Origin of the sequence: Streptomyces griseicoloratus, from assembly GCF_014534645.1 — a bacterium.
GTDB lineage: Bacteria > Actinomycetota > Actinomycetes > Streptomycetales > Streptomycetaceae > Streptomyces > Streptomyces griseicoloratus.
On sequence record NZ_JACVQF010000220.1, the window covers coordinates 35,523 to 55,870 of the forward strand.

Below are 20,348 nucleotides of genomic sequence, written 5' to 3' on the forward strand. Positions count from 1 at the left end.
AACAGCTATGTCGCGCATCGGCAAGCTCCCCATCGCGGTTCCCGCCGGCGTGGACGTCACCATCGACGGCCGTACGGTCTCGGTCAAGGGCCCCAAGGGCACGCTGACCCACACCGTCGTGGCGCCGATCGAGATCGCCAAGGGTGAGGACGGCGTTCTGAACGTCACCCGCCCCAACGACGAGCGTCAGAGCAAGGCCCTGCACGGCCTGTCCCGCACGCTGGTGGCGAACATGATCACCGGCGTGACCCAGGGTTACGTGAAGAAGCTCGAGATCAGCGGTGTCGGTTACCGCGTGCTCGCCAAGGGTTCGAACCTGGAGTTCTCCCTCGGTTACAGCCACCCGATCCTGGTCGAGGCCCCCGAGGGCATCACCTTCAAGGTGGAGTCCCCGACCCGTTTCTCGGTCGAGGGCATCGACAAGCAGAAGGTCGGCGAGGTTGCGGCCAACATCCGCAAGCTGCGCAAGCCCGACCCGTACAAGGCCAAGGGCGTCAAGTACGAGGGCGAAGTCATCCGCCGCAAGGTCGGAAAGGCGGGTAAGTAAGCCATGGCATACGGGCAGAAGATCCTCAAGGGCGACGCCTACAAGCGCGCCGCGATCAAGCGCCGTCACATCCGGATCCGCAAGAAGGTGGCCGGTACGGCGGAGCGTCCCCGTCTGGTCGTGACCCGCTCCAACCGCCACATCGTGGCGCAGGTGATCGACGACCTCAAGGGCCACACCCTGGCGTCGGCGTCCACCCTGGACACCTCGATCCGCGGCGGCGAGGGCGACAAGTCCGCGCAGGCCAAGCAGGTCGGTGCCCTGGTCGCCGAGCGTGCCAAGGCCGCCGGTGTCGAGGCCGTCGTGTTCGACCGTGGTGGCAACCAGTACGCCGGGCGCATCGCCGCCCTGGCGGACGCCGCCCGCGAAGCCGGCCTGAAGTTCTGAGCCGGTTCCGTAGCTAGCGGAAACAGAGAGAGGTAATTCCAATGGCTGGACCCCAGCGCCGCGGCAGCGGTGCCGGTGGCGGCGAGCGGCGGGACCGGAAGGGCCGTGACGGCGGCGCAGCTGCCGCCGAGAAGACCGCTTACGTTGAGCGCGTCGTCGCGATCAACCGCGTCGCCAAGGTTGTGAAGGGTGGTCGTCGCTTCAGCTTCACCGCGCTGGTCGTGGTGGGCGACGGTGACGGCACCGTGGGTGTCGGATACGGCAAGGCCAAGGAGGTGCCGGCCGCCATCGCCAAGGGCGTTGAGGAGGCCAAGAAGCACTTCTTCAAGGTCCCCCGGATCCAGGGCACCATCCCGCACCCGATCCAGGGTGAGAAGGCTGCCGGCGTCGTGCTGCTCAAGCCCGCGTCGCCCGGTACCGGTGTTATCGCCGGTGGTCCGGTGCGTGCCGTGCTCGAGTGCGCCGGTATCCACGACGTGCTGTCGAAGTCGCTCGGCTCCGACAACGCGATCAACATCGTGCACGCGACCGTGGAGGCCCTGAAGGGTCTGCAGCGTCCCGAGGAGATCGCGGCCCGCCGCGGTCTGCCGCTGGAGGACGTCGCCCCCGCGGCTCTGCTGCGTGCGCGTGCCGGGGCGGGTGTGTGATCATGGCGCAGCTCAAGATCACGCAGGTCAAGTCCTACATCGGCAGCAAGCAGAACCACCGTGACACCCTGCGTTCGCTTGGCCTGAAGAAGGTCAACGACGTGGTCGTCAAGGAGGACCGTCCCGAGTTCCGCGGCATGGTGCACACCGTCCGCCACCTCGTGACGGTCGAGGAGGTCGACTGATCATGGCGGAGCAGAACCCGCTCAAGATCCACAACCTCCGTCCCGCCCCGGGCGCCAAGACCGCCAAGACCCGTGTCGGTCGTGGTGAGGCGTCGAAGGGTAAGACGGCCGGTCGTGGTACCAAGGGCACGAAGGCCCGCTACCAGGTTCCGGAGCGCTTCGAGGGCGGCCAGATGCCGCTGCACATGCGCCTCCCGAAGCTGAAGGGCTTCAAGAACCCGTTCAAGACCGAGTACCAGGTCGTGAACCTCGACAAGCTGGCCGCGCTGTACCCCGAGGGTGGCGAGGTCACCGTCGAGGGCCTCGTGGCCAAGGGTGCCGTTCGCAAGAACAGCCTCGTCAAGGTCCTGGGCCAGGGCGAGGTCTCCGTGGCGCTGCAGGTGACGGTCGACGCCGTCTCCGGCTCCGCCAAGGAGAAGATCACCGCCGCCGGCGGTACCGTCACCGAGCTCGTCTGACCCCTTCAGGCGTCTCGATGACCTGAGCGACCCGACCGGGGATACTCCACAAATGGGGTATCCCCGGTTGGTCGTTCCAAGGGAAGTGCTCTCGCCGGTAAGGTGGCCTGCACTGTCCTCTTTCACGGGTGTCACACATGGGGCACCCTTAGCGGCAGTTGACCGTTAGCTATTAAGTCGTCAGTCGAACCTCAAGACCGTCACCCTTGACGCAGTTGCGCGGGGGTCGCAGGAGGCACCGTGCTCACCGCGTTCGCCCGGGCGTTCAAGACGCCCGACCTGCGCAAGAAGCTGCTCTTCACGCTCGGCATCATCGTGGTCTACCGGGTCGGTACCCACATCCCGATCCCGGGCGTCGACTACAAGAACGTCCAGGAATGTGTCGACCAGGCGTCCGGCAACCAGGGCCTCTTCGGTCTGGTCAACATGTTCAGCGGTGGGGCGCTGCTGCAGATCACGGTCTTCGCGCTCGGCATCATGCCGTACATCACGGCGAGCATCATTCTCCAGCTGCTCACCGTGGTGATCCCGCGCCTGGAGGCCCTGAAGAAGGAAGGCCAGGCGGGCACTGCGAAGATCACGCAGTACACCCGCTACCTGACCATCGCGCTCGCCATCCTCCAGGGCACCGGCCTGGTGGCCACGGCCCGCAGCGGCGCGCTGTTCTCCGGCTGCACGGTCGCCGGCCAGATCGTCCCGGACCGCGCGATCTTCACCACCGTCGTCATGGTGATCTGCATGACCGCCGGTACGGCCGTGGTCATGTGGCTCGGTGAGCTGATCACCGACCGCGGCATCGGCAACGGCATGTCGATCCTGATGTTCATCTCGATCGCCGCGACCTTCCCGTCCGCTCTGTGGGCCATCAAGACGCAGGGCGACCTCGCGGGCGGCTGGATCGAGTTCGGCACCGTCATCGCCGTCGGCCTGGTCATGGTCGGCCTGGTGGTCTTCGTGGAGCAGGCCCAGCGCCGCATCCCCGTGCAGTACGCCAAGCGCATGATCGGCCGCCGTTCCTACGGCGGAACGTCCACGTACATCCCGCTCAAGGTGAACCAGGCGGGTGTGATTCCCGTCATCTTCGCCTCGTCGCTGCTGTACATCCCGGCACTGATCGCGCAGTTCTCCAGCGGGACCTCCGGCTGGAAGACGTGGATCGAAGCGCACCTGGTCAAGGGCGACCACCCGATCTACGTCAGTCTGTACTTCCTTCTCATCGTCTTCTTCGCGTTCTTCTATGTGGCGATCTCCTTCAACCCCGAGGAAGTCGCCGACAACATGAAGAAGTATGGTGGCTTCATCCCGGGCATCCGGGCTGGCCGACCGACCGCTGAGTATCTGAGCTACGTACTCAACCGGATCACCTGGCCGGGTTCGCTGTATCTGGGTCTGATCGCTCTCGTACCGACGATGGCGTTGGTTGGTTTCGGGGCAAACCAGAACTTCCCGTTCGGTGGTACCAGCATCCTGATCATCGTGGGTGTCGGTCTCGAGACGGTGAAGCAGATCGAGAGCCAGCTCCAGCAGCGCAATTACGAAGGGTTCCTCCGCTGATGCGAATCGTCCTCGTCGGCCCGCCGGGTGCCGGTAAGGGAACGCAGGCCACCCGCCTCGCCGAGACGCTGCACATCCCGCACATCTCCACGGGCGACCTGTTCCGCGCCAACATCAGCCAGCAGACGGAGCTGGGCAAGCTCGCGAAGTCCTACATGGACGCCGGCAACCTGGTGCCGGACGAGGTCACGATCGCCATGGCGAAGGACCGCATGGAGCAGCCCGACGCCGAGGGCGGCTTCCTGCTGGACGGCTTCCCGCGCAACGTCTCCCAGGCGGAGGCGCTGGACGAGCTGCTCGAGACCGAGAACATGAAGCTCGACGCGGTGCTGGACCTGGAGGCGCCGGAGGACGAGGTCGTCAAGCGGATCGCCGGACGGCGGGTCTGCCGCAACAACTCGGCGCACGTCTTCCACGTGACGTACACGCCGCCGGCCAAGGAGGGCGTCTGCGACGTCTGCGGCGGCGAGCTGTACCAGCGTGACGACGACTCCGAGGAGACCGTCCGCAAGCGGCTGGAGGTCTACCACACGCAGACCGAGCCGATCATCGACTACTACAAGGCGCAGGGCCTGGTCGTCACCATCTCGGCGATGGGCGCGGTGGACGAGGTCACCGGGCGTGCGCTGGAGGCGCTGAAGCGCGACAAGTAGTTCCTTCGCTTGGCTGCAGCCGCGGTCCCTCCAGGGGCCGCGGCTGTGGTGTGCGGGTGGGCCGCACGGCCCGGCGTTCGCCGGGTGCCTCGGCGTCCACCCGGGCCCGTATCGTTGATGGCGTCCGTCCTTCTTCCGGTCCAGAAAGGCCGCAGCCCCCATGGTGCAGATCAAGAACCCCGAGCAGATCGCCAAGATGCGTGAGGCGGGGTTGGTCGTCGCCGCCATCCATGCGGCCACGCGTGAGGCCGCCGTGCCCGGCGCCACGACCAAGGACCTGGACCAGGTCGCCCGCAAGGTGCTCGCGGAGCACAACGCCAAGCCGAACTTCCTCGGCTACGGCGGTTTCCCGGCGACCATCTGCACGTCCGTGAACGAGGTCGTCGTCCACGGCATCCCGTCCGACGACGTCGTCCTCAAGGACGGCGACATCATCTCCATCGACTGCGGCGCGATCATCGACGGCTGGCACGGCGACGCCGCCTACACGGCCTTCGTGGGCTCCGGTCACGCCCCGGAGCTGGTCGAGCTCTCCCGGGTGACCGAGGAGTCGATGTGGGCCGGTATCGCGGCCATGAAGCAGGGCAACCGGCTCGTGGACGTCTCCCGGGCCATCGAGACGTACATCCGCCGCCAGCCGAAGCCGGGCGGCGGCCGGTACGGGATCATCGAGGACTACGGCGGCCACGGCATCGGCACCGAGATGCACATGGACCCCCACCTGCTGAACTACGTCGACCGGCGCCGTGGCAAGGGCCCGAAGCTGGTCCCCGGCTTCTGCCTGGCCATCGAGCCCATGGTGTCGCTCGGCACACCGCGCACGGAGGTCCTGGAGGACGACTGGACGGTCGTCACCACGGACGGCACCTGGTCCTCCCACTGGGAGCACTCTGTCGCCCTGACGGAGCAGGGCCCGCTGGTCCTGACGGCCCCGGACGGCGGCAAGGCCAAGCTCGCCGAACTCGGCATCACGGCGGCCCCCGACCCGCTGGGCTGAGGACGGTCCCGGTCGCATGACGATCTCCGGTGTGGGGCAGACTTCCTCGTTTCGCCTTTTCGGTTGCGCTGACGTAGACTGACTCGTCGGCTCTTGTGCACCCGCATGCCTGTATGCGCTTCAACGGCGCACCGGAGTCGATCAAGGTAGTCGATTCGAAGGGCGAAGCGTGGCCAAGAAGCAAGGTGCCATCGAGATCGAGGGCACTGTCGTCGAGTCTCTGCCGAACGCCATGTTCAAGGTCGAGCTCCAGAACGGCCACCAGGTCCTGGCACACATCAGCGGCAAGATGCGTATGCACTACATCCGCATCCTCCCTGACGACCGGGTCGTGGTGGAGCTGTCTCCGTACGACCTGACGCGTGGCCGGATCGTCTACCGGTACAAGTAGATCTTGCCCACGCCCCGTGCCCTCCCTGTGCACGGGGCCGCCGGCAACTGACCCGGAGAACCTCACATCCCATGAAGGTCAAGCCGAGCGTCAAGAAGATCTGCGACAAGTGCAGGGTGATCCGCCGTCACGGCCGGGTCATGGTCATCTGCGACAACCCGCGCCACAAGCAGCGCCAGGGCTGACGCACGACCGTTCCCTCCGCGATTCGCAGGACTTCGCGCGACGCGAGCTGAATATGTTCATACGCAGGACCCGGGTACCCAGGTGCCCGACACCCCCGGCTCGGAGGCCGGGGACCCGTTCCGTACCTGATACGGCGGCCGGGAGCCGGTTCTGCGGAAGACCTCCGACAATCAACTGGAGCCATTGAATGGCACGCGTTTCCGGTGTTGACATCCCGCGCGAAAAGCGCGTGGAGATCGCCCTCACCTACGTGTTCGGCATCGGCCGGACCCTCTCCCAGCAGACGCTTGCTGCCACCGGCGTGGACCCGAACACCCGTGTTCGGGACCTGACCGAAGAGCAGCTTGTCGCGATCCGCGAGTACGTCGACAACAACATCAAGACCGAGGGTGACCTCCGTCGCGAGATCCAGGCCGACATCCGCCGCAAGGTCGAGATCGGCACCTACCAGGGTCTGCGGCACCGCCGCGGTCTGCCCGTCCGCGGTCAGCGCACCAGCACCAACGCCCGCACCCGCAAGGGCCCGCGTCGCGCCATCGCCGGCAAGAAGAAGCCGGGCAAGAAGTAGTCCGCAGCGGACTCGCCGTCCAGCGGTCTTCGCTGTAGGACCGACCACCTCCCGTAGGAGAACGACATGCCCCCCAAGGGACGTCAGGGCGCTGCCAAGAAGGTGCGCCGCAAGGAAAAGAAGAACGTCGCTCACGGCCACGCGCACATCAAGAGCACGTTCAACAACACGATCGTGTCGATCACGGACCCGTCCGGCAACGTGATCTCCTGGGCCTCCGCCGGCCACGTCGGCTTCAAGGGCTCCCGGAAGTCCACGCCGTTCGCCGCGCAGATGGCCGCCGAGTCGGCCGCCCGCCGCGCCCAGGAGCACGGCATGCGCAAGGTCGACGTGTTCGTCAAGGGCCCGGGTTCCGGTCGTGAGACCGCGATCCGCTCCCTGCAGGCCACCGGCCTCGAGGTCGGTTCCATCCAGGACGTCACGCCCACCCCGCACAACGGCTGCCGTCCGCCGAAGCGTCGTCGCGTCTGACCTCGCTTCGTCAGGGTTTTCCGGGCGGTACGGCTCCTTCGGGTCGTGCCGCCCGTACCCTTGCAGTACAGAGTCGGGCGTCATATAGCGGGCGCCCCTGACTGAAGGATCACCAACATGCTGATCGCTCAGCGTCCCTCGTTGACCGAAGAGGTCGTCGACGAGTTCCGCTCCCGGTTCGTGATCGAGCCGCTGGAGCCGGGCTTCGGCTACACCCTCGGCAACTCCCTGCGTCGTACGCTCCTCTCCTCGATCCCGGGTGCGGCGGTCACGTCCATCCGCATCGACGGCGTTCTGCACGAGTTCACCACCGTGCCGGGCGTCAAGGAGGACGTCACCGACCTGATCCTCAACATCAAGCAGCTGGTCGTCTCCTCGGAGCACGACGAGCCGGTCGTGATGTACCTGCGCAAGCAGGGCCCGGGCCTGGTCACCGCCGCCGACATCGCGCCCCCGGCCGGTGTCGAGGTGCACAACCCGGACCTCGTCCTCGCCACGCTCAACGGCAAGGGCAAGCTGGAGATGGAGCTGACCGTCGAGCGCGGTCGCGGCTACGTCTCCGCCGTGCAGAACAAGCAGGTGGGTCAGGAGATCGGCCGTATCCCGGTCGACTCCATCTACTCGCCGGTGCTCAAGGTCACCTACAAGGTCGAGGCGACCCGTGTCGAGCAGCGCACCGACTTCGACAAGCTGATCGTCGACGTCGAGACCAAGCAGGCCATGCGCCCGCGCGACGCCATGGCGTCCGCCGGCAAGACCCTGGTCGAGCTGTTCGGCCTGGCCCGCGAGCTGAACATCGACGCCGAGGGCATCGACATGGGTCCGTCCCCGACGGACGCCGCCCTCGCCGCCGACCTGGCGCTGCCGATCGAGGAGCTGGAGCTCACGGTCCGCTCCTACAACTGCCTCAAGCGTGAGGGCATCCACTCCGTGGGTGAGCTCGTCGCCCGCTCCGAGGCGGACCTCCTGGACATCCGCAACTTCGGTGCGAAGTCCATCGACGAGGTCAAGGCGAAGCTGGCCGGCATGGGCCTGGCCCTCAAGGACAGCCCGCCCGGATTCGACCCGACCGCCGCCGCGGACGCCTTCGGTGCCGAGGACGACGCGGACGCCGGGTTCGTCGAGACCGAGCAGTACTGAGAGCTCGGGACCGACGGTTCCCTTTTGGCTGCCGGCCCGCTGTGGCTGGTCGCGCAGTTCCCCGCGCCCCTGTGGGGCGCGGGGTCTCCGACAGGCGACCGCCTGCTCGGATACTGACTCCGGTACCTGATACGGCCGGGGCAGACACACAGGAGAAGAACAATGCCGAAGCCCACCAAGGGTGCCCGTCTGGGCGGCAGCGCCGCGCACGAGAAGCTGCTCCTCGCGAACCTCGCGAAGTCGCTGTTCGAGCACGGCCGCATCACCACCACCGAGGCGAAGGCCCGCCGCCTGCGGCCGTTCGCCGAGCGTCTGGTCACCAAGGCGAAGAAGGGCGACCTTCACAACCGCCGCCAGGTGCTCCAGGTCATCACGGACAAGAGCGTCGTCCACACGCTCTTCACCGAGATCGGCCCGCGGTACGAGAACCGTCCGGGTGGCTACACCCGCATCACCAAGATCGGCAACCGCCGTGGCGACAACGCGCCCATGGCCGTGATCGAGCTGGTCGAGGCGCTGACGGTCGCGCAGCAGGCGACGGGTGAGGCCGAGGCCGCCACCAAGCGTGCGGTCAAGGAAGACGCCCTGAAGAAGGACGAGGCCGCCGAGGCCAAGGCCGAGGAGACCAAGGACGAGGCCGCCGAGGCCCCGGCCGAGGAGTCCAAGGACGCCTGAGGCTCTGCCTTGCGCTGAGCGGGTCCGCCCCCTGCGGGGCGGACCCGCTTTCGTGTTTGCGAGAGGATCTAGGGGTGAGTGACGAAGTACAGCCCGGGTTCGTACGGGTCCGGCTGGACCTTTCCTACGACGGGACCGAGTTCTCCGGGTGGGCCAAGCAGGCCGGCGGGCGGCGGACCGTGCAGGGCGAGATCGAGGACGCGCTGCGTACCGTCACGCGGTCCAGGGACACGTACGAGCTGACCGTCGCCGGGCGTACGGATGCCGGGGTGCACGCCCGGGGGCAGGTCGCGCATGTCGATCTGCCGCGGGAGGTGTGGGCCGAGCACCACGAGAAGCTGCTGAAGCGGCTCGCCGGGCGGCTGGCCAGGGACGTGCGGGTGTGGGCCCTGCGGGAGGCGCCGAGCGGCTTCAACGCGCGGTTCTCCGCGATCTGGCGGCGCTACGCCTACCGGGTGACCGACAACCCCGGCGGCGTGGACCCGCTGCTGCGCAATCACGTCCTGTGGCACGACTGGGCCCTCGACGTCGACGCCATGAACGAGGCCGCCCGGGGACTGCTCGGGGAGCACGACTTCGCCGCCTACTGCAAGAAGCGGGAGGGGGCCACGACCATCCGGACGCTGCAGGAGCTGAGCCTGGTGCGCGGCGACGACGGGATCATCACCGCGACCGTCCGGGCCGACGCCTTCTGCCACAACATGGTGCGCTCGCTGATCGGGGCGCTGCTGTTCGTGGGGGACGGGCACCGGCCGCCGGACTGGCCCGCCAAGGTGCTCGCCGCCGGGGTCCGGGACTCGGCCGTCCACGTCGTACGGCCGCACGGGCTGACGCTGGAGGAGGTCGGCTATCCGGCCGACGAGCTGCTGGCGGCGCGCAACAAGGAGGCGCGCAACCGGCGGTCCCTCCCGGCGGCCGGCTGCTGCTGAACGGCTTCGGCGGCCGGAAGAGGCCGGCGCGGGGCGGCGGGCGGCTCAGCCCTCCGCCGCCGCCGATGCCTGGGCCTCGCCGCGCCGCCGGATCTGCCGGAAGGTGAACTCGGCCAGGTCGTCGCCGGTCCGGAACACCTCCGTGGCCTTCGTGGTCACGTCCTTGCCGTTGGTGAAACCGGCGATGGTGAAGTAGGCGTAGCGGCCGTAGGAGTTGGTGGTGGAGCGGCAGACCGCGCCTTCGCAGAAGGACTTGACGCCACCGCCGGACAGGGACCGCACGATGCTCTTCTTGTCGGCCTGGCCCTTGGCCTTGACGGCCTGCGCCTCGGTGTCGAAGACGGCCACACCGACCGTCACGGCCACGTCGCCCTTGGTGTAGGTGACGCGTATCAGGCGCGTGCAGTCGTTCGCGGCGAGCACCTTCGGGAGTGTGCCCTGGGCGGCGGAGCCGCAGGTCCGGGTGTCGGCCGTCGGGCCCTTCTTGTAGACCGTCTCGCCCATGGTCAGCTGGGTGCCGGGGAAGAGGATGTCCGGCGCGAGCGGGGCCTTGTCCTTCTTGCTGCTGGCGACGAAGTCCTTGGGGTCCAGCGGCGGAGGGGCGCTCGTCGGGGCGAAGGACGGCACGGTGGCCGTCTCGCTGGGGATGTCCGCGGTCGTGGGCAGCTGGGAGGAGGGGCTGTCCGACGCCTCACTGGACCCGTTCGCCGAGACCACCGCCACGGCCACGGCACCCGCGACCGCCACGGTGGCCAGCGCGCCGCCGCCGATGAACAGCAGCCGGCGCCGCTTGTTGCGGGCCTCGGAGGCCTCGGCGAGCGCGGCCCAGTCGGGGGTCTGGTCCCCACCGCTGTTCCAGGGCTGCTGGGAATTCGGTTTCCAGGGATCCCACTGCGACTGAGGTCCCCCCTGCCCAAAGCTCATGGGGCGCATCTTAGACGGGGCCGGTGGCGTGCTGGTGCGGGTCTTGGGGCGGTCGACGCCCTAGCGTTCCGTTCATGCAAACGGGCAAAAGCGGCATCTCCGGGTGGTTGGTGCGACCGGCGAGTCTGCATCTGTGGGCGGTCCTCGTGGTGGTGCTGGGGGCGTCGGCGGTCCGCACGGTGCGGGAGACCCCGGACGGCGGCATGGACAACGCGATCGTCGTGCGGGCCGCCCGGACCTGGCTGTCCGGGGGTTCCCCGTACGACGATCCGCACTTCCTCTACTTCCCGAGCGCGGTCCTGGCCGCCGCGCCGCAGACCCTGCTGCCGCAGGACGTGCTGCGGATGGCCGTGCCGTTCGCCGCGACGGCCCTGCTGGCGCTGGGCTGGGCCTGCGCGCTGCTGCTGCACCGCGTGCCGCTCGGCAGCCGTCTCGCCGTCCTCGGGCTGACCGGCCTCTCGGTGGGCTTCCTCCCCTTCGGGCACCTGGTGCACCTGGGCAACTGGACGGTGACAGCGGCGGTGGCCCTGCCGCTGTGCCTGCTGCTGGCCGGCCGCGGGCGCTGGGGTGCGGCGGGAGCCGTCATCGGCGTGGCCGTGGCGCTCAAGCCGCTGCTCGCGCCGATGGTGCTGCTGTTCCTGTTCGCCGGGCGGTGGCGGGCGCTGACGGCGGCGGTCCTGGTGCCCGCGCTGGCCTCCGCCGGGGCGGCGCTGCTGCTGCCGGACCCGGCCGGCTTCTTCACCCGCACCCTGCCCTTCCTGCTCCACGGCGACGACGGATTCGTACGGCTCTACGAGGCGTCCCCGGCCGCCGTGCTGCCGAGGCTGGGGGTGCCCGGGCCCCTCGCCGAGGGGGTCGCGGTGGTGGCGGCCGGTGCCGGGGTGCTGTGCGCGTACCGCCGCTGGCGCCGGGCCGACCCCGGTCCGCTGCGGTTCGCGGAGACCGGCGCGGGCCTGATGCTCTCGGCGTTCCTCGTCTCCCGGCCGTCGTACGACCACTACCTCGTGGTCGTGCTGCCGCTGCTGCTCGCCGGGCTGCCGTACGCCGGTTCGGTGGCCCGGGGGCCGTGGTTCTGGGTGGCGCTGGTCCCGCAGGTGCCGGGGCTGGCCCTGCCCTGGCTGGAGCCGGCGCGGCGGCGGGCGTTCAAGGACGCGTTCACGCTGTGTGTGCTGGCGGTGGCGGTCGCCCGGCAGGCGCGTCCGGCGGAATCCGGCGGCGGGTATGGTCCAGGTACGGGACGAGAACGGGAGACCGCGCGGACACCGGCGACCCCGTTTTGACCCCGCTGTGCCGTCCCGGGTATTCTGCACAGTCGTTATGTGTATTGGCTTGCTCATTCTCACGTGAGGGGCCCTTACACCGGTCCACCGGGCCGATGACCAGCGACCAGCACGCGGTTTGCGTCACCGCTGTGCGGTCAGGGCTGTCGTGATCGTCTTCGGTGACCTTGTCAGGACCATTCACTGAAGAAGCGAAGGCTACGAACCGTGCGTACGTACAGCCCCAAGCCCGGCGATGTCACCCGCCAGTGGCACGTCATCGATGCCCAGGACGTCGTCCTGGGCCGTCTGGCGTCGACCGCCGCCACCCTTCTGCGGGGCAAGCACAAGCCGATCTACGCGCCGCACGTCGACGCTGGTGACTTCGTCATCATCATCAACGCCGACAAGGTGCACCTCTCCGGCAACAAGCGGACCCAGAAGATGGCGTACCGCCACTCCGGCTACCCGGGCGGTCTGCGCTCCGTCCGCTACGACGAGCTGCTGGACAAGAACCCGGAGAAGGCCATCGAGAAGGCCGTCAAGGGCATGCTCCCGAAGAACTCCCTGGGCCGTCAGATGCTCTCGAAGCTGAAGGTCTACAAGGGTGACCAGCACCCGCACGGCGCGCAGCAGCCGCAGCCGTTCGAGATCACCCAGGTCGCGCAGTAAGTCCGGCCACCCCCTAAGACTGAAGAGAATCTGAGGAGAATCGTGGCCGAGACCACTGCCGAGCAGCCGCTCGAAGAGCTTGACATCGACAGCTACACCACCGAGTCCGAGGTGCCCGTCGAGGGCGAGTACACCTCGGAGTCCCTGGCCTCCCGCTTCGGCGAGCCCCAGCCGGCCGCCGGCCTGGGCCGCCGCAAGAACGCCATCGCCCGTGTCCGGATCGTCCCGGGCACCGGCAAGTGGAAGATCAACGGCCGCACCCTCGAGGACTACTTCCCGAACAAGGTGCACCAGCAGGAGGTCAACGAGCCCTTCAAGGTGCTCGAGCTGGAGGACCGTTACGACGTCATCGCCCGCATCGCGGGTGGCGGTGTCTCCGGTCAGGCCGGTGCGCTCCGTCTCGGTGTCGCCCGCGCCCTGAACGAGGCCGACGTCGACAACAACCGCGGCCCGCTGAAGAAGGCCGGCTTCCTGCGCCGCGACGACCGCGCGGTCGAGCGGAAGAAGGCCGGTCTGAAGAAGGCCCGCAAGGCTCCGCAGTACAGCAAGCGCTAAGCTTCGCCGGCTGTACTCCGAACGCCCCGGCGGCACGCCACTGTGCTGCCGGGGCGTTCGTTTATCCCCGTCGTTGGGCGTATAACGGCACAAGACGTTCAAAGGCTTGTGTGATCGGATTGCCGGGCATCGCGCAGCACCGCGGGCCCGGGACACGGAAGCCGTCTGCGTGGGCCGCACCGGCAGCGCTTCCGGAATTGACGTTTCCTCGGGAGGACAAGTGGGACGACTCTTCGGCACGGACGGCGTGCGCGGTGTCGCCAACGCGGATCTGACGGCCGAGCTGGCGCTCGGTCTCTCCGTCGCCGCGGCGCACGTACTGGCCGAGGCGGGCACGTTCGCCGGACACCGGCCGACCGCCGTGGTCGGACGGGACCCGCGTGCCTCCGGGGAGTTCCTGGAGGCCGCCGTGGTCGCCGGCCTCGCCAGCGCCGGCGTGGACGTGCTGCGGGTCGGCGTGCTGCCGACGCCCGCGGTGGCCCACCTCACCGGCGCGCTCGGCGCCGACCTCGGCGTGATGCTGTCCGCGAGCCACAACGCCATGCCCGACAACGGCATCAAGTTCTTCGCCCGCGGCGGCCACAAGCTCGCCGACGAGCTGGAGGACCGCATCGAGGCCGTCTACGCCGAGCACCGCACCGGCGCCCCCTGGGACCGTCCGACCGGCGCCGGCGTCGGCCGGGTGCGGGACTACGACGAGGGGCTCGACCAGTACGTCGCCCATCTCGTCGGCGTCCTGCCGAACCGGCTGGACGGCCTGAAGATCGTCCTCGACGAGGCGCACGGCGCGGCCCACCGGGTCTCGCCCGAGGCGTTCGCGCGGGCCGGCGCCGAGGTCGTCACCATCGGTGCCGTGCCGGACGGCCTCAACATCAACGACGGCTGCGGCTCCACCCACCTCGACCTGCTCAAGGCCGCCGTCGTCGAGCACGGCGCCGACCTCGGCATCGCCCACGACGGCGACGCCGACCGCTGCCTGGCCGTGGACCACACCGGCGAGGAGGTGGACGGCGACCAGATCCTCGCGGTGCTCGCGCTGGCGCTGAGGGAACGTTCCGCGCTGCGCTCCGACACCGTCGTCGCGACCGTCATGTCCAACCTGGGCTTCAAGCTCGCCATGGAGCGCGAGGGCATCCACTTCGTGCAGACCGCGGTCGGCGACCGGTACGTCCTGGAGGAGATGAAGGACAAGGGCTACGCCCTCGGCGGCGAGCAGTCCGGCCACGTCATCATCCTGGACCACGCCACCACCGGCGACGGCACGCTCACCGGGCTGATGCTGGCCGCGCGGGTCGCGCAGACCGGCCGTACGCTCAAGGACCTCGCGTCCGTCATGGAGCGGCTGCCGCAGGTGCTGATCAATGTGCCGGACGTGGACAAGTCCCGGGTGAAGACCTCCGCGGAGCTGGCGGCCGCCGTGACCGAGGCGGAGCGGGAGCTGGGCTCCACCGGGCGGGTGCTGCTGCGTCCCTCCGGGACCGAGCCGCTGGTGCGGGTGATGGTCGAGGCCGCGGATATCGAGCAGGCTCGGTCTGTTGCGGGGCGGCTGGCCGATGCCGTGAAGTCCGCGTTGGGATAGTTTTCGGCACCGGGTTCGGGGTGGGGGTTCTGTCTCGTCGCGGGCTGCGGGTGCGTTGTGGCTGGTCGCGCAGTTCCCCGCGCCCCTGGGGGCACGTACCCCGGCCTGCGCCGAGAGGTTGACGTTCCGTCAGGGTCTTTCGGGTTTCGTCAGGCGTGAGCGCTGGGTCGCCCAGAGGGCCTTCTGGGCGTACAGCGTCAGCGTGCCGGCCAGGACGATGCCGAACAGGTTGAGCAGGAGCTGCTCCGCCGAGTGCCAGCCCTGGCCGGTGTCGCCGTAGACGAGCGCCACGGCCGCGTTCGCGGCGGCCGGGACGGTCGTCACCGAGATGGCGACGCCGACCAGGGCACCGGACTTGGCGGAGGTCAGCGAGAGGGTGCCCGCGGCCCCGGCGAGGACCGCCACCACGAAGGAGAACCAGTCCGGGGCGTAGATGAACCCGGTGTTGGGCCGCTCCGCCTCCAACTGCGCCTTGCTGAACAGGTCCACGGCGTCCATGAAGAGGCTGAAGCCCGCGGTCACCACCATCGCCGCCGCGAAGCCCACCAGCAGCGCGACCGCGGAACGCAGCGCCAGGCGCGGCGCGCGCTGCACGATCGCCGTGCAGATCCCGGCCAGCGGTCCGAACTCCGGGCCCACCGCCATCGCGCCCACGATCAGGATCGCGTTGTCGAGCACCACACCGCAGGCCGCGATCATCGTGGCGAGCGTGATGAAGGCGACGTACGTGATCGACAGCGTCGACTCCTCGTGCGTCGCCTCCTGCAGTTGCTCCCACAGCACCGCGTCCGCGGCCTCGCCCGGCGCCGCCTCCTCGGCCTCGTCGGCGCGCTCGGACAGCGACAGGTCGATGTTCTCGGCGGTGATGGCACCGGAGCTGTCGATCCCCAACGCCCGCAGACCGCTGATGAGTTCGTCGCCCGCCTCGCGGGCCACGTCGCACATGACGACGTCGCCCTCGGGATCGCGGGCGCAGCCGGGCAGGACGACGAGGTGGGTGGTGCCGACCGTTCGGCCGATCAGACGGACCACGTCGTCGGTCCGGTCGGCCGGAGTGATCAGGCGCAGATGCAGCATGACGTCTTTTTAACAGGCCACCGGGGCCCGCATTCACAGCTTCCGCAGGCTCAGCCGCTGCACCTTGTGGTCCGGGCCCTTGCGCAGGATGAGGGTGGCGCGGCCGCGGGTGGGGGCCACGTTCTCCACCAGGTTGGGCTTGTTGATGGTGCGCCAGGTGGTGCGGGCGTAGTCGAGGGCCTCCTCCTCCGACACCTGGGTGTACTTGCGGAAGTACGAGGACGGGTTCTGGAAGGCGGTCTCGCGCAGCTTCCGGAAGCGGCTGAGGTACCAGCGCTCGATGTCCTCGGTGCGGGCGTCGACGTACACGCTGAAGTCGAAGTAGTCGGCGAGGCCGACCCTGGTGCGGCCGTCCTTGCCGGGCAGGGCGGGCTGGAGCACGTTCAGCCCTTCGACGATCAGGATGTCGGGGCGGCGGACGACCAGCTTCTCGCCGGGGACGATGTCGTAGATGAGGTGGGAGTAGACGGGGGCGGTCACCTCGCTCTTGCCGGCCTTGATGTCGGCGACGAACCGGGTGAGCGCACGGCGGTCGTACGACTCGGGGAAACCTTTCCGCGACATCAGTCCGCGGGCCTGGAGCTCCCGGGTGGGCAGCAGGAAGCCGTCGGTGGTCACCAGCTCGACGCGCGGGTGTTCGGGCCAGCGGGACAGCAGCGCCTGGAGGAGGCGGGCGACGGTGGACTTGCCGACCGCCACCGAGCCGGCGACGCCTATGACGAAGGGCGTGCCCGCCTGGGAGCCCTGTTCGCCCAGGAACGTGTTCAGCGCGCCGCGCAGGCCGTCCGTGGCGCCGACGTAGAGGTTGAGCAGCCGGGACAGCGGGAGGTAGATGTCCCGCACCTCGTCGAGGTCGATGACGTCGCCGAGGCCGCGCAGCTTCTCGACCTCCTCGGCGGTGAGCGGCAGCGGCGTCTTGTCGCGCAGCGCGCTCCACTCGGCACGGGTGAGGTCGACGTAGGGAGTCGCCTCCGGCCTGGACCGGTGGGCGCTCCGGGGCATCGAGGAGACCGGAGAGATCACAGTCCATTGTTAACGGAGTTCGAACGGGATGGCGGGTGGGCTGTGTCACGCCCGCCGCCGCTCCACCGGGGAGATCACGTCGGCGTCACGGTCGGATACCGGTGGGGATTTTGTTGATCAACTGTGTGCCGGCTGTGCGTAATGTGCGCGCAAAGATCACGCGGAGCCCATCCGCGAGACCCGGCAGAAAGAGTCACCTACGTGAGATCGACCGCCGTCCGCCGCACCGCCCTCGCGGCCTCCGCCGCCGCCCTGGCGCTCCTCGCCACCGCCTGCGGCGGCTCCTCCGACGACGGCGACACGGCCGGCGGCGACAAGGCCGGGGCCGGCGAGACCACGCAGGCCGCCAAGGCGCTGACCGCCGCCGAGCTGGAGAAGGCCGCGCTGACCCAGGCGGACGTCAAGAACGGCAAGGTCGCCACCAAGGTGCCCGCGGCGGACGACATCGCCAAGGACCAGGTCAAGGCGGACAACGCGGCCTGCCAGCCGCTCTCCCTCGCCCAGACCGGCGTCGCCCAGGGCGAGCCGGCGGCCACGGTCAAGCGCTCCTGGACGGAGGGGCCGAAGAAACCCGCCGGTGACGAGCTGACCGAGGAGGCCCTGGAGAGCGCGTTCGACCTGGACAAGGTCCTGGTGACGCTGGCGTCCTACGAGGACGGCGGCGCCGAGTCGGCCCTGAAGGACCTGAAGGCGGCCGTCGGCACGTGCGCCGGCGGTTTCACCACCACCGCGGCGGGCGAGAAGGCCGAGATCGCCAAGGTGGCCGAGGACCGGGCGCCCGGGGGAGCCGACGAGGCGATCGCGCTGACCCTGACGACGGTCGGCGAGGACGGCGACGAGTTCCCGGTCAAGGCCGTCGTCACCCGCAAGGGCTCGACCGTCGCCTCCTTCGTCGCCCTCAATCTGGCCGCCGCGGCGAGCGGCAAGGACTTCGCGTTCCCGACGGAGATCGTCGACGCCCAGCTCGCCAAGCTCGGCTGACCGCGGCACCGTCCGTCAACGGCCGTCACCATCCGACACCGGCCGTCACCGTCCGGAAATTCCCATCGGGGCGTTCGTACCCCGGTGGGAATTTCCGATTTCGGGCACGCGCGGGCAGGTTCGTGACCGAAGCTGACCGTAGGCTGCCGGTCATGTGCGGAATCGTGGGATACGTGGGGTCGCAATCGGCACTTGATGTCGTGATGACCGGACTGAAGCGGCTGGAGTACCGGGGATACGACTCGGCGGGCGTCGCCGTGCTCGCGGACGGCGGGCTCGCCTCCGCCAAGCGCGCCGGAAAGCTCGTCAACCTGGAGAAGGAGCTGTCCGAACGGCCGCTGCCGGCCGCCACGACGGGCATCGGTCACACCCGGTGGGCCACGCACGGCGGACCCACCGACGCCAACGCCCATCCGCACCTCGACAACGCGGGCCGCGTGGCCGTCGTCCACAACGGCATCATCGAGAACTTCGCCGTGCTCAGGGCCGAACTGGCCGAGCGCGGCCACGAGCTGGCCTCCGAGACCGACACCGAGGTCGTCGCCCACCTGCTCGCCGAGGAGTTCTCCGCCTGCGCCGACCTGGCCGAGGCGATGCGGCTCGTGTGCCGGCGCCTGGAGGGCGCGTTCACGCTGGTCGCCGCGCACGCGGACGAGCCGGACGTGGTCGTGGGCGCGCGCCGCAACTCGCCGCTCGTGGTGGGTGTCGGCCAGGGCGAGTCCTTCCTCGCCTCCGACGTCGCCGCGTTCATCACCCACACCCGGGACGCCATCGAACTCGGCCAGGACCAGGTCGTGGAGCTGCGCCGGGACGGCGTGACCGTCACCGGCTTCGACGGCAGCCCGGCGGACGTCCGCGCCTACCACGTCGACTGGGACGCCTCGGCCGCCGAGAAGGGCGGCTACGACTACTTCATGCTGAAGGAGATCGCCGAGCAGCCGAAGGCGGTCGCCGACACCCTGCTGGGCCGCATCGACGGAGCCGGCTCCCTCACCCTGGACGAGGTGCGCATCAGCGCCGCCGAACTGCGAGAGATGGACAAGGTCGTCATCGTCGCCTGCGGCACGGCCTTCCATGCCGGGCTGATCGCCAAGTACGCCATCGAGCACTGGACGCGGATCCCCTGCGAGGTCGAGCTGGCCAGCGAGTTCCGCTACCGCGACCCCATCCTCGACCAGCAGACCCTGGTCATCGCCATCTCCCAGTCCGGCGAGACCATGGACACCCTCATGGCCTTGCGCCACGCCCGGGAACAGGGCGCCAAGGTGCTCGCCATCTGCAACACCAACGGCTCGACCATCCCCCGCGAGTCCGACGCGGTGCTCTACACGCACGCCGGGCCGGAGGTCGCCGTCGCCTCGACCAAGGCGTTCCTGACCCAGCTGGTGGCCTGCTACCTGGTCGCCCTGTACCTGGGGCAGGTGCGCGGCACCAAGTGGGCCGACGAGATCCGCGACGTCATCCGCGACCTGTCGCAGATCAGCGGCGCCGTCGAACGGGTCCTGGAGACCATGGAGCCGGTGCGGGAACTGGCCCGCTCGCTCGCCCACAAGAACACGGTGCTGTTCCTGGGGCGGCACGTCGGCTACCCCGTGGCGCTCGAAGGCGCGCTCAAGCTGAAGGAACTGGCGTACATGCACGCCGAGGGCTTCGCGGCGGGCGAGCTGAAGCACGGGCCGATCGCGCTGATCGAGGAGGACCTGCCGGTCGTCGTGGTCGTGCCGTCCCCGCGCGGGCGTTCCGTGCTCCACGACAAGATCGTCTCCAACATCCAGGAGATCCGGGCCAGGGGCGCGCGGACCATCGTCATCGCCGAGGAGGGCGACGAGGCGGTCGTGCCCTACGCCGACCACGTCGTCCGGATCCCCGCCACGCCGACGCTGCTCCAGCCGCTGGTGGCGACGGTGCCCCTGCAGGTCTTCGCGTGCGAGCTCGCGACGGCCCGGGGCAACGAGGTGGACCAGCCCCGCAACCTGGCGAAGTCGGTGACGGTGGAGTAATCGGCGGCCGCGCGCCCCCATAGGGTGCTCGGCATGAGCATCATCGGGGTCGGGATCGACGTGGCCGAGATCGAGCGGTTCGGGGCGTCCCTGGAGCGGACGCCGGGCCTGGCCAGGCGGCTCTTCCGGGAGAGGGAGATGCTGCTGCCCAGCGGTGAGCGCCGGGGCGTCGCCTCGCTCGCCGCCCGCTTCGCGGCGAAGGAGGCGCTGGCCAAGGCGCTCGGCGCGCCGGCGGGGCTGCTCTGGACCGACGCCGAGGTGTACGTCGAGGACAGCGGGCGGCCCCAGCTGCGGGTGACGGGCACGGTGGCGGCCCGGGCGTCGGAGCTCGGGGTGACGTCGTGGCACGTGTCGCTGAGTCATGACGCGGGGGTGGCGTCCGCGGTGGTGATCGCGGAGGGGTGAGGCCGGGAGGCCGGTGGGGCCGGGAGGCCGGTGAGGCCGCCCTTCCGGGCACCGGACCGGGGCGACGGGGCCGACGCCCGGCCCG

At 69.4% G+C, this 20,348-nt stretch carries 25 protein-coding genes; 22 read left to right on the forward strand and 3 right to left on the reverse strand.

Annotation, left to right across the window (positions count from 1 at the left end; genetic code table 11):
- Positions 1-7 precede the first annotated feature (7 nt).
- The 15 genes from rplF to truA all read left to right on the forward strand — a co-directional run bounded on the left by rplF (position 8) and on the right by truA (position 9,788).
- Complete coding sequence (gene rplF / locus H0H10_RS28355; protein ID WP_188183976.1) at positions 8-547, forward strand: 50S ribosomal protein L6; 540 nt, start codon at positions 8-10, stop codon at positions 545-547.
- Positions 548-550: 3 nt separating this feature from the next.
- The gene (gene rplR, locus H0H10_RS28360) at positions 551-934 is read left to right on the forward strand and encodes a 50S ribosomal protein L18 (protein WP_188183977.1); all 384 of its coding nucleotides are present in this window, start codon (positions 551-553) and stop codon (positions 932-934) included.
- A 41-nt stretch (positions 935-975) separates the two neighbouring features.
- Positions 976-1,581, forward strand: coding sequence for a 30S ribosomal protein S5 (rpsE, locus tag H0H10_RS28365; RefSeq protein ID WP_058923758.1), 606 nt, complete (start codon positions 976-978; stop codon positions 1,579-1,581).
- Between the two features lie 2 nt (positions 1,582-1,583).
- Entirely contained in the window at positions 1,584-1,766 is a 183-nt protein-coding gene (rpmD, locus tag H0H10_RS28370; RefSeq protein WP_004984515.1) for a 50S ribosomal protein L30, read from the forward strand.
- Positions 1,767-1,768: 2 nt separating this feature from the next.
- Positions 1,769-2,224: a 50S ribosomal protein L15 gene (gene rplO, locus H0H10_RS28375; RefSeq protein ID WP_030745257.1), complete on the forward strand. Its 456-nt coding sequence runs from the start codon at positions 1,769-1,771 to the stop codon at positions 2,222-2,224.
- Between the two features lie 240 nt (positions 2,225-2,464).
- A complete protein-coding gene (secY, locus tag H0H10_RS28380; RefSeq protein ID WP_188183978.1) occupies positions 2,465-3,778 on the forward strand; it encodes a preprotein translocase subunit SecY in 1,314 nt (437 codons plus the stop codon).
- On the forward strand, positions 3,778-4,431 hold the full coding sequence (locus H0H10_RS28385; protein ID WP_188183979.1) for an adenylate kinase: 654 nt from the start codon (positions 3,778-3,780) through the stop codon (positions 4,429-4,431). Before secY ends, H0H10_RS28385 begins: the two co-directional genes overlap by 1 nt.
- 160 nt (positions 4,432-4,591) lie before the next feature.
- A complete protein-coding gene (map, locus tag H0H10_RS28390; RefSeq protein WP_188183980.1) occupies positions 4,592-5,428 on the forward strand; it encodes a type I methionyl aminopeptidase in 837 nt (278 codons plus the stop codon).
- Positions 5,429-5,597: 169 nt separating this feature from the next.
- Positions 5,598-5,819 (forward strand): translation initiation factor IF-1, encoded by a 222-nt coding sequence (gene infA, locus H0H10_RS28395; protein WP_003948620.1) that lies wholly within the window; start codon positions 5,598-5,600, stop codon positions 5,817-5,819.
- 71 nt (positions 5,820-5,890) lie between these two features.
- Complete coding sequence (gene rpmJ, locus H0H10_RS28400; protein WP_003974245.1) at positions 5,891-6,004, forward strand: 50S ribosomal protein L36; 114 nt, start codon at positions 5,891-5,893, stop codon at positions 6,002-6,004.
- 188 nt (positions 6,005-6,192) lie between these two features.
- A complete protein-coding gene (rpsM, locus tag H0H10_RS28405) occupies positions 6,193-6,573 on the forward strand; it encodes a 30S ribosomal protein S13 (protein ID WP_006130767.1) in 381 nt (126 codons plus the stop codon).
- Positions 6,574-6,639: 66 nt separating this feature from the next.
- On the forward strand, positions 6,640-7,044 hold the full coding sequence (rpsK, locus tag H0H10_RS28410; protein WP_003956432.1) for a 30S ribosomal protein S11: 405 nt from the start codon (positions 6,640-6,642) through the stop codon (positions 7,042-7,044).
- A 117-nt stretch (positions 7,045-7,161) separates the two neighbouring features.
- Positions 7,162-8,184: a DNA-directed RNA polymerase subunit alpha gene (locus tag H0H10_RS28415; protein WP_019526960.1), complete on the forward strand. Its 1,023-nt coding sequence runs from the start codon at positions 7,162-7,164 to the stop codon at positions 8,182-8,184.
- Between the two features lie 162 nt (positions 8,185-8,346).
- A complete protein-coding gene (gene rplQ / locus H0H10_RS28420) occupies positions 8,347-8,859 on the forward strand; it encodes a 50S ribosomal protein L17 (RefSeq protein WP_188183981.1) in 513 nt (170 codons plus the stop codon).
- 74 nt (positions 8,860-8,933) lie between these two features.
- The gene (gene truA, locus H0H10_RS28425; protein WP_188183982.1) at positions 8,934-9,788 is read left to right on the forward strand and encodes a tRNA pseudouridine(38-40) synthase TruA; all 855 of its coding nucleotides are present in this window, start codon (positions 8,934-8,936) and stop codon (positions 9,786-9,788) included.
- Positions 9,789-9,833: 45 nt separating this feature from the next.
- On the opposite strand, the gene H0H10_RS28430 is transcribed toward truA, so the two are convergent.
- Positions 9,834-10,712, reverse strand: a complete 879-nt coding sequence (locus H0H10_RS28430; protein WP_188183983.1) for a hypothetical protein — start codon at positions 10,710-10,712, stop codon at positions 9,834-9,836.
- Positions 10,713-10,786: 74 nt separating this feature from the next.
- On the opposite strand from H0H10_RS28430, the gene H0H10_RS28435 reads away from it, so the two are divergent.
- The 4 genes from H0H10_RS28435 (at position 10,787) to glmM (ending at position 14,777) form a co-directional block, all read left to right on the forward strand.
- A complete protein-coding gene (locus tag H0H10_RS28435; protein ID WP_188183984.1) occupies positions 10,787-11,992 on the forward strand; it encodes a glycosyltransferase family 87 protein in 1,206 nt (401 codons plus the stop codon).
- A gap of 207 nt (positions 11,993-12,199) precedes the next feature.
- Positions 12,200-12,643, forward strand: coding sequence for a 50S ribosomal protein L13 (rplM, locus tag H0H10_RS28440; RefSeq protein ID WP_166001549.1), 444 nt, complete (start codon positions 12,200-12,202; stop codon positions 12,641-12,643).
- Positions 12,644-12,685: 42 nt separating this feature from the next.
- The gene (gene rpsI / locus H0H10_RS28445) at positions 12,686-13,198 is read left to right on the forward strand and encodes a 30S ribosomal protein S9 (protein ID WP_004984481.1); all 513 of its coding nucleotides are present in this window, start codon (positions 12,686-12,688) and stop codon (positions 13,196-13,198) included.
- A gap of 220 nt (positions 13,199-13,418) precedes the next feature.
- Positions 13,419-14,777, forward strand: coding sequence for a phosphoglucosamine mutase (gene glmM / locus H0H10_RS28450; RefSeq protein ID WP_188183985.1), 1,359 nt, complete (start codon positions 13,419-13,421; stop codon positions 14,775-14,777).
- 129 nt (positions 14,778-14,906) lie between these two features.
- On the opposite strand, the gene H0H10_RS28455 is transcribed toward glmM, so the two are convergent.
- Positions 14,907-15,854, reverse strand: coding sequence for a DUF389 domain-containing protein (locus H0H10_RS28455; protein ID WP_188183986.1), 948 nt, complete (start codon positions 15,852-15,854; stop codon positions 14,907-14,909).
- Between the two features lie 33 nt (positions 15,855-15,887).
- Positions 15,888-16,856, reverse strand: a complete 969-nt coding sequence (coaA, locus tag H0H10_RS28460) for a type I pantothenate kinase (protein ID WP_188183987.1) — start codon at positions 16,854-16,856, stop codon at positions 15,888-15,890.
- Between the two features lie 222 nt (positions 16,857-17,078).
- On the opposite strand from coaA, the gene H0H10_RS28465 reads away from it, so the two are divergent.
- From H0H10_RS28465 to H0H10_RS28475, 3 genes are all read left to right on the forward strand, one after another.
- Positions 17,079-17,858 (forward strand): hypothetical protein, encoded by a 780-nt coding sequence (locus tag H0H10_RS28465; protein WP_188183988.1) that lies wholly within the window; start codon positions 17,079-17,081, stop codon positions 17,856-17,858.
- Positions 17,859-18,010: 152 nt separating this feature from the next.
- Complete coding sequence (gene glmS, locus H0H10_RS28470) at positions 18,011-19,858, forward strand: glutamine--fructose-6-phosphate transaminase (isomerizing) (protein WP_188183989.1); 1,848 nt, start codon at positions 18,011-18,013, stop codon at positions 19,856-19,858.
- A 33-nt stretch (positions 19,859-19,891) separates the two neighbouring features.
- The gene (locus H0H10_RS28475) at positions 19,892-20,263 is read left to right on the forward strand and encodes a holo-ACP synthase (RefSeq protein ID WP_188183990.1); all 372 of its coding nucleotides are present in this window, start codon (positions 19,892-19,894) and stop codon (positions 20,261-20,263) included.
- The last annotated feature ends 85 nt before the right edge of the window (positions 20,264-20,348 follow it).

Bases quoted from the DNA above. Each gene is read 5' to 3' on its own strand.
- coaA (WP_188183987.1), bottom strand. From the start codon at position 16,856: ATGCCCCGGAGCGCCCACCGGTCCAGGCCGGAGGCGACTCCCTACGTC.
- H0H10_RS28385 (WP_188183979.1), top strand. From the start codon at position 3,778: ATGCGAATCGTCCTCGTCGGCCCGCCGGGTGCCGGTAAGGGAACGCAG.
- H0H10_RS28415 (WP_019526960.1), top strand. From the start codon at position 7,162: ATGCTGATCGCTCAGCGTCCCTCGTTGACCGAAGAGGTCGTCGACGAG.
- rplO (WP_030745257.1), top strand. From the start codon at position 1,769: ATGGCGGAGCAGAACCCGCTCAAGATCCACAACCTCCGTCCCGCCCCG.
- rplQ (WP_188183981.1), top strand. From the start codon at position 8,347: ATGCCGAAGCCCACCAAGGGTGCCCGTCTGGGCGGCAGCGCCGCGCAC.
- glmS (WP_188183989.1), top strand. From the start codon at position 18,011: ATGTGCGGAATCGTGGGATACGTGGGGTCGCAATCGGCACTTGATGTC.
- rpsE (WP_058923758.1), top strand. From the start codon at position 976: ATGGCTGGACCCCAGCGCCGCGGCAGCGGTGCCGGTGGCGGCGAGCGG.
- H0H10_RS28430 (WP_188183983.1), bottom strand. From the start codon at position 10,712: ATGAGCTTTGGGCAGGGGGGACCTCAGTCGCAGTGGGATCCCTGGAAA.
- rpmJ (WP_003974245.1), top strand. From the start codon at position 5,891: ATGAAGGTCAAGCCGAGCGTCAAGAAGATCTGCGACAAGTGCAGGGTG.
- H0H10_RS28455 (WP_188183986.1), bottom strand. From the start codon at position 15,854: ATGCTGCATCTGCGCCTGATCACTCCGGCCGACCGGACCGACGACGTG.
- map (WP_188183980.1), top strand. From the start codon at position 4,592: ATGGTGCAGATCAAGAACCCCGAGCAGATCGCCAAGATGCGTGAGGCG.
- rplF (WP_188183976.1), top strand. From the start codon at position 8: ATGTCGCGCATCGGCAAGCTCCCCATCGCGGTTCCCGCCGGCGTGGAC.
- H0H10_RS28475 (WP_188183990.1), top strand. From the start codon at position 19,892: ATGAGCATCATCGGGGTCGGGATCGACGTGGCCGAGATCGAGCGGTTC.
- rpsK (WP_003956432.1), top strand. From the start codon at position 6,640: ATGCCCCCCAAGGGACGTCAGGGCGCTGCCAAGAAGGTGCGCCGCAAG.
- H0H10_RS28435 (WP_188183984.1), top strand. From the start codon at position 10,787: ATGCAAACGGGCAAAAGCGGCATCTCCGGGTGGTTGGTGCGACCGGCG.
- rplR (WP_188183977.1), top strand. From the start codon at position 551: ATGGCATACGGGCAGAAGATCCTCAAGGGCGACGCCTACAAGCGCGCC.
- rpmD (WP_004984515.1), top strand. From the start codon at position 1,584: ATGGCGCAGCTCAAGATCACGCAGGTCAAGTCCTACATCGGCAGCAAG.
- rpsM (WP_006130767.1), top strand. From the start codon at position 6,193: ATGGCACGCGTTTCCGGTGTTGACATCCCGCGCGAAAAGCGCGTGGAG.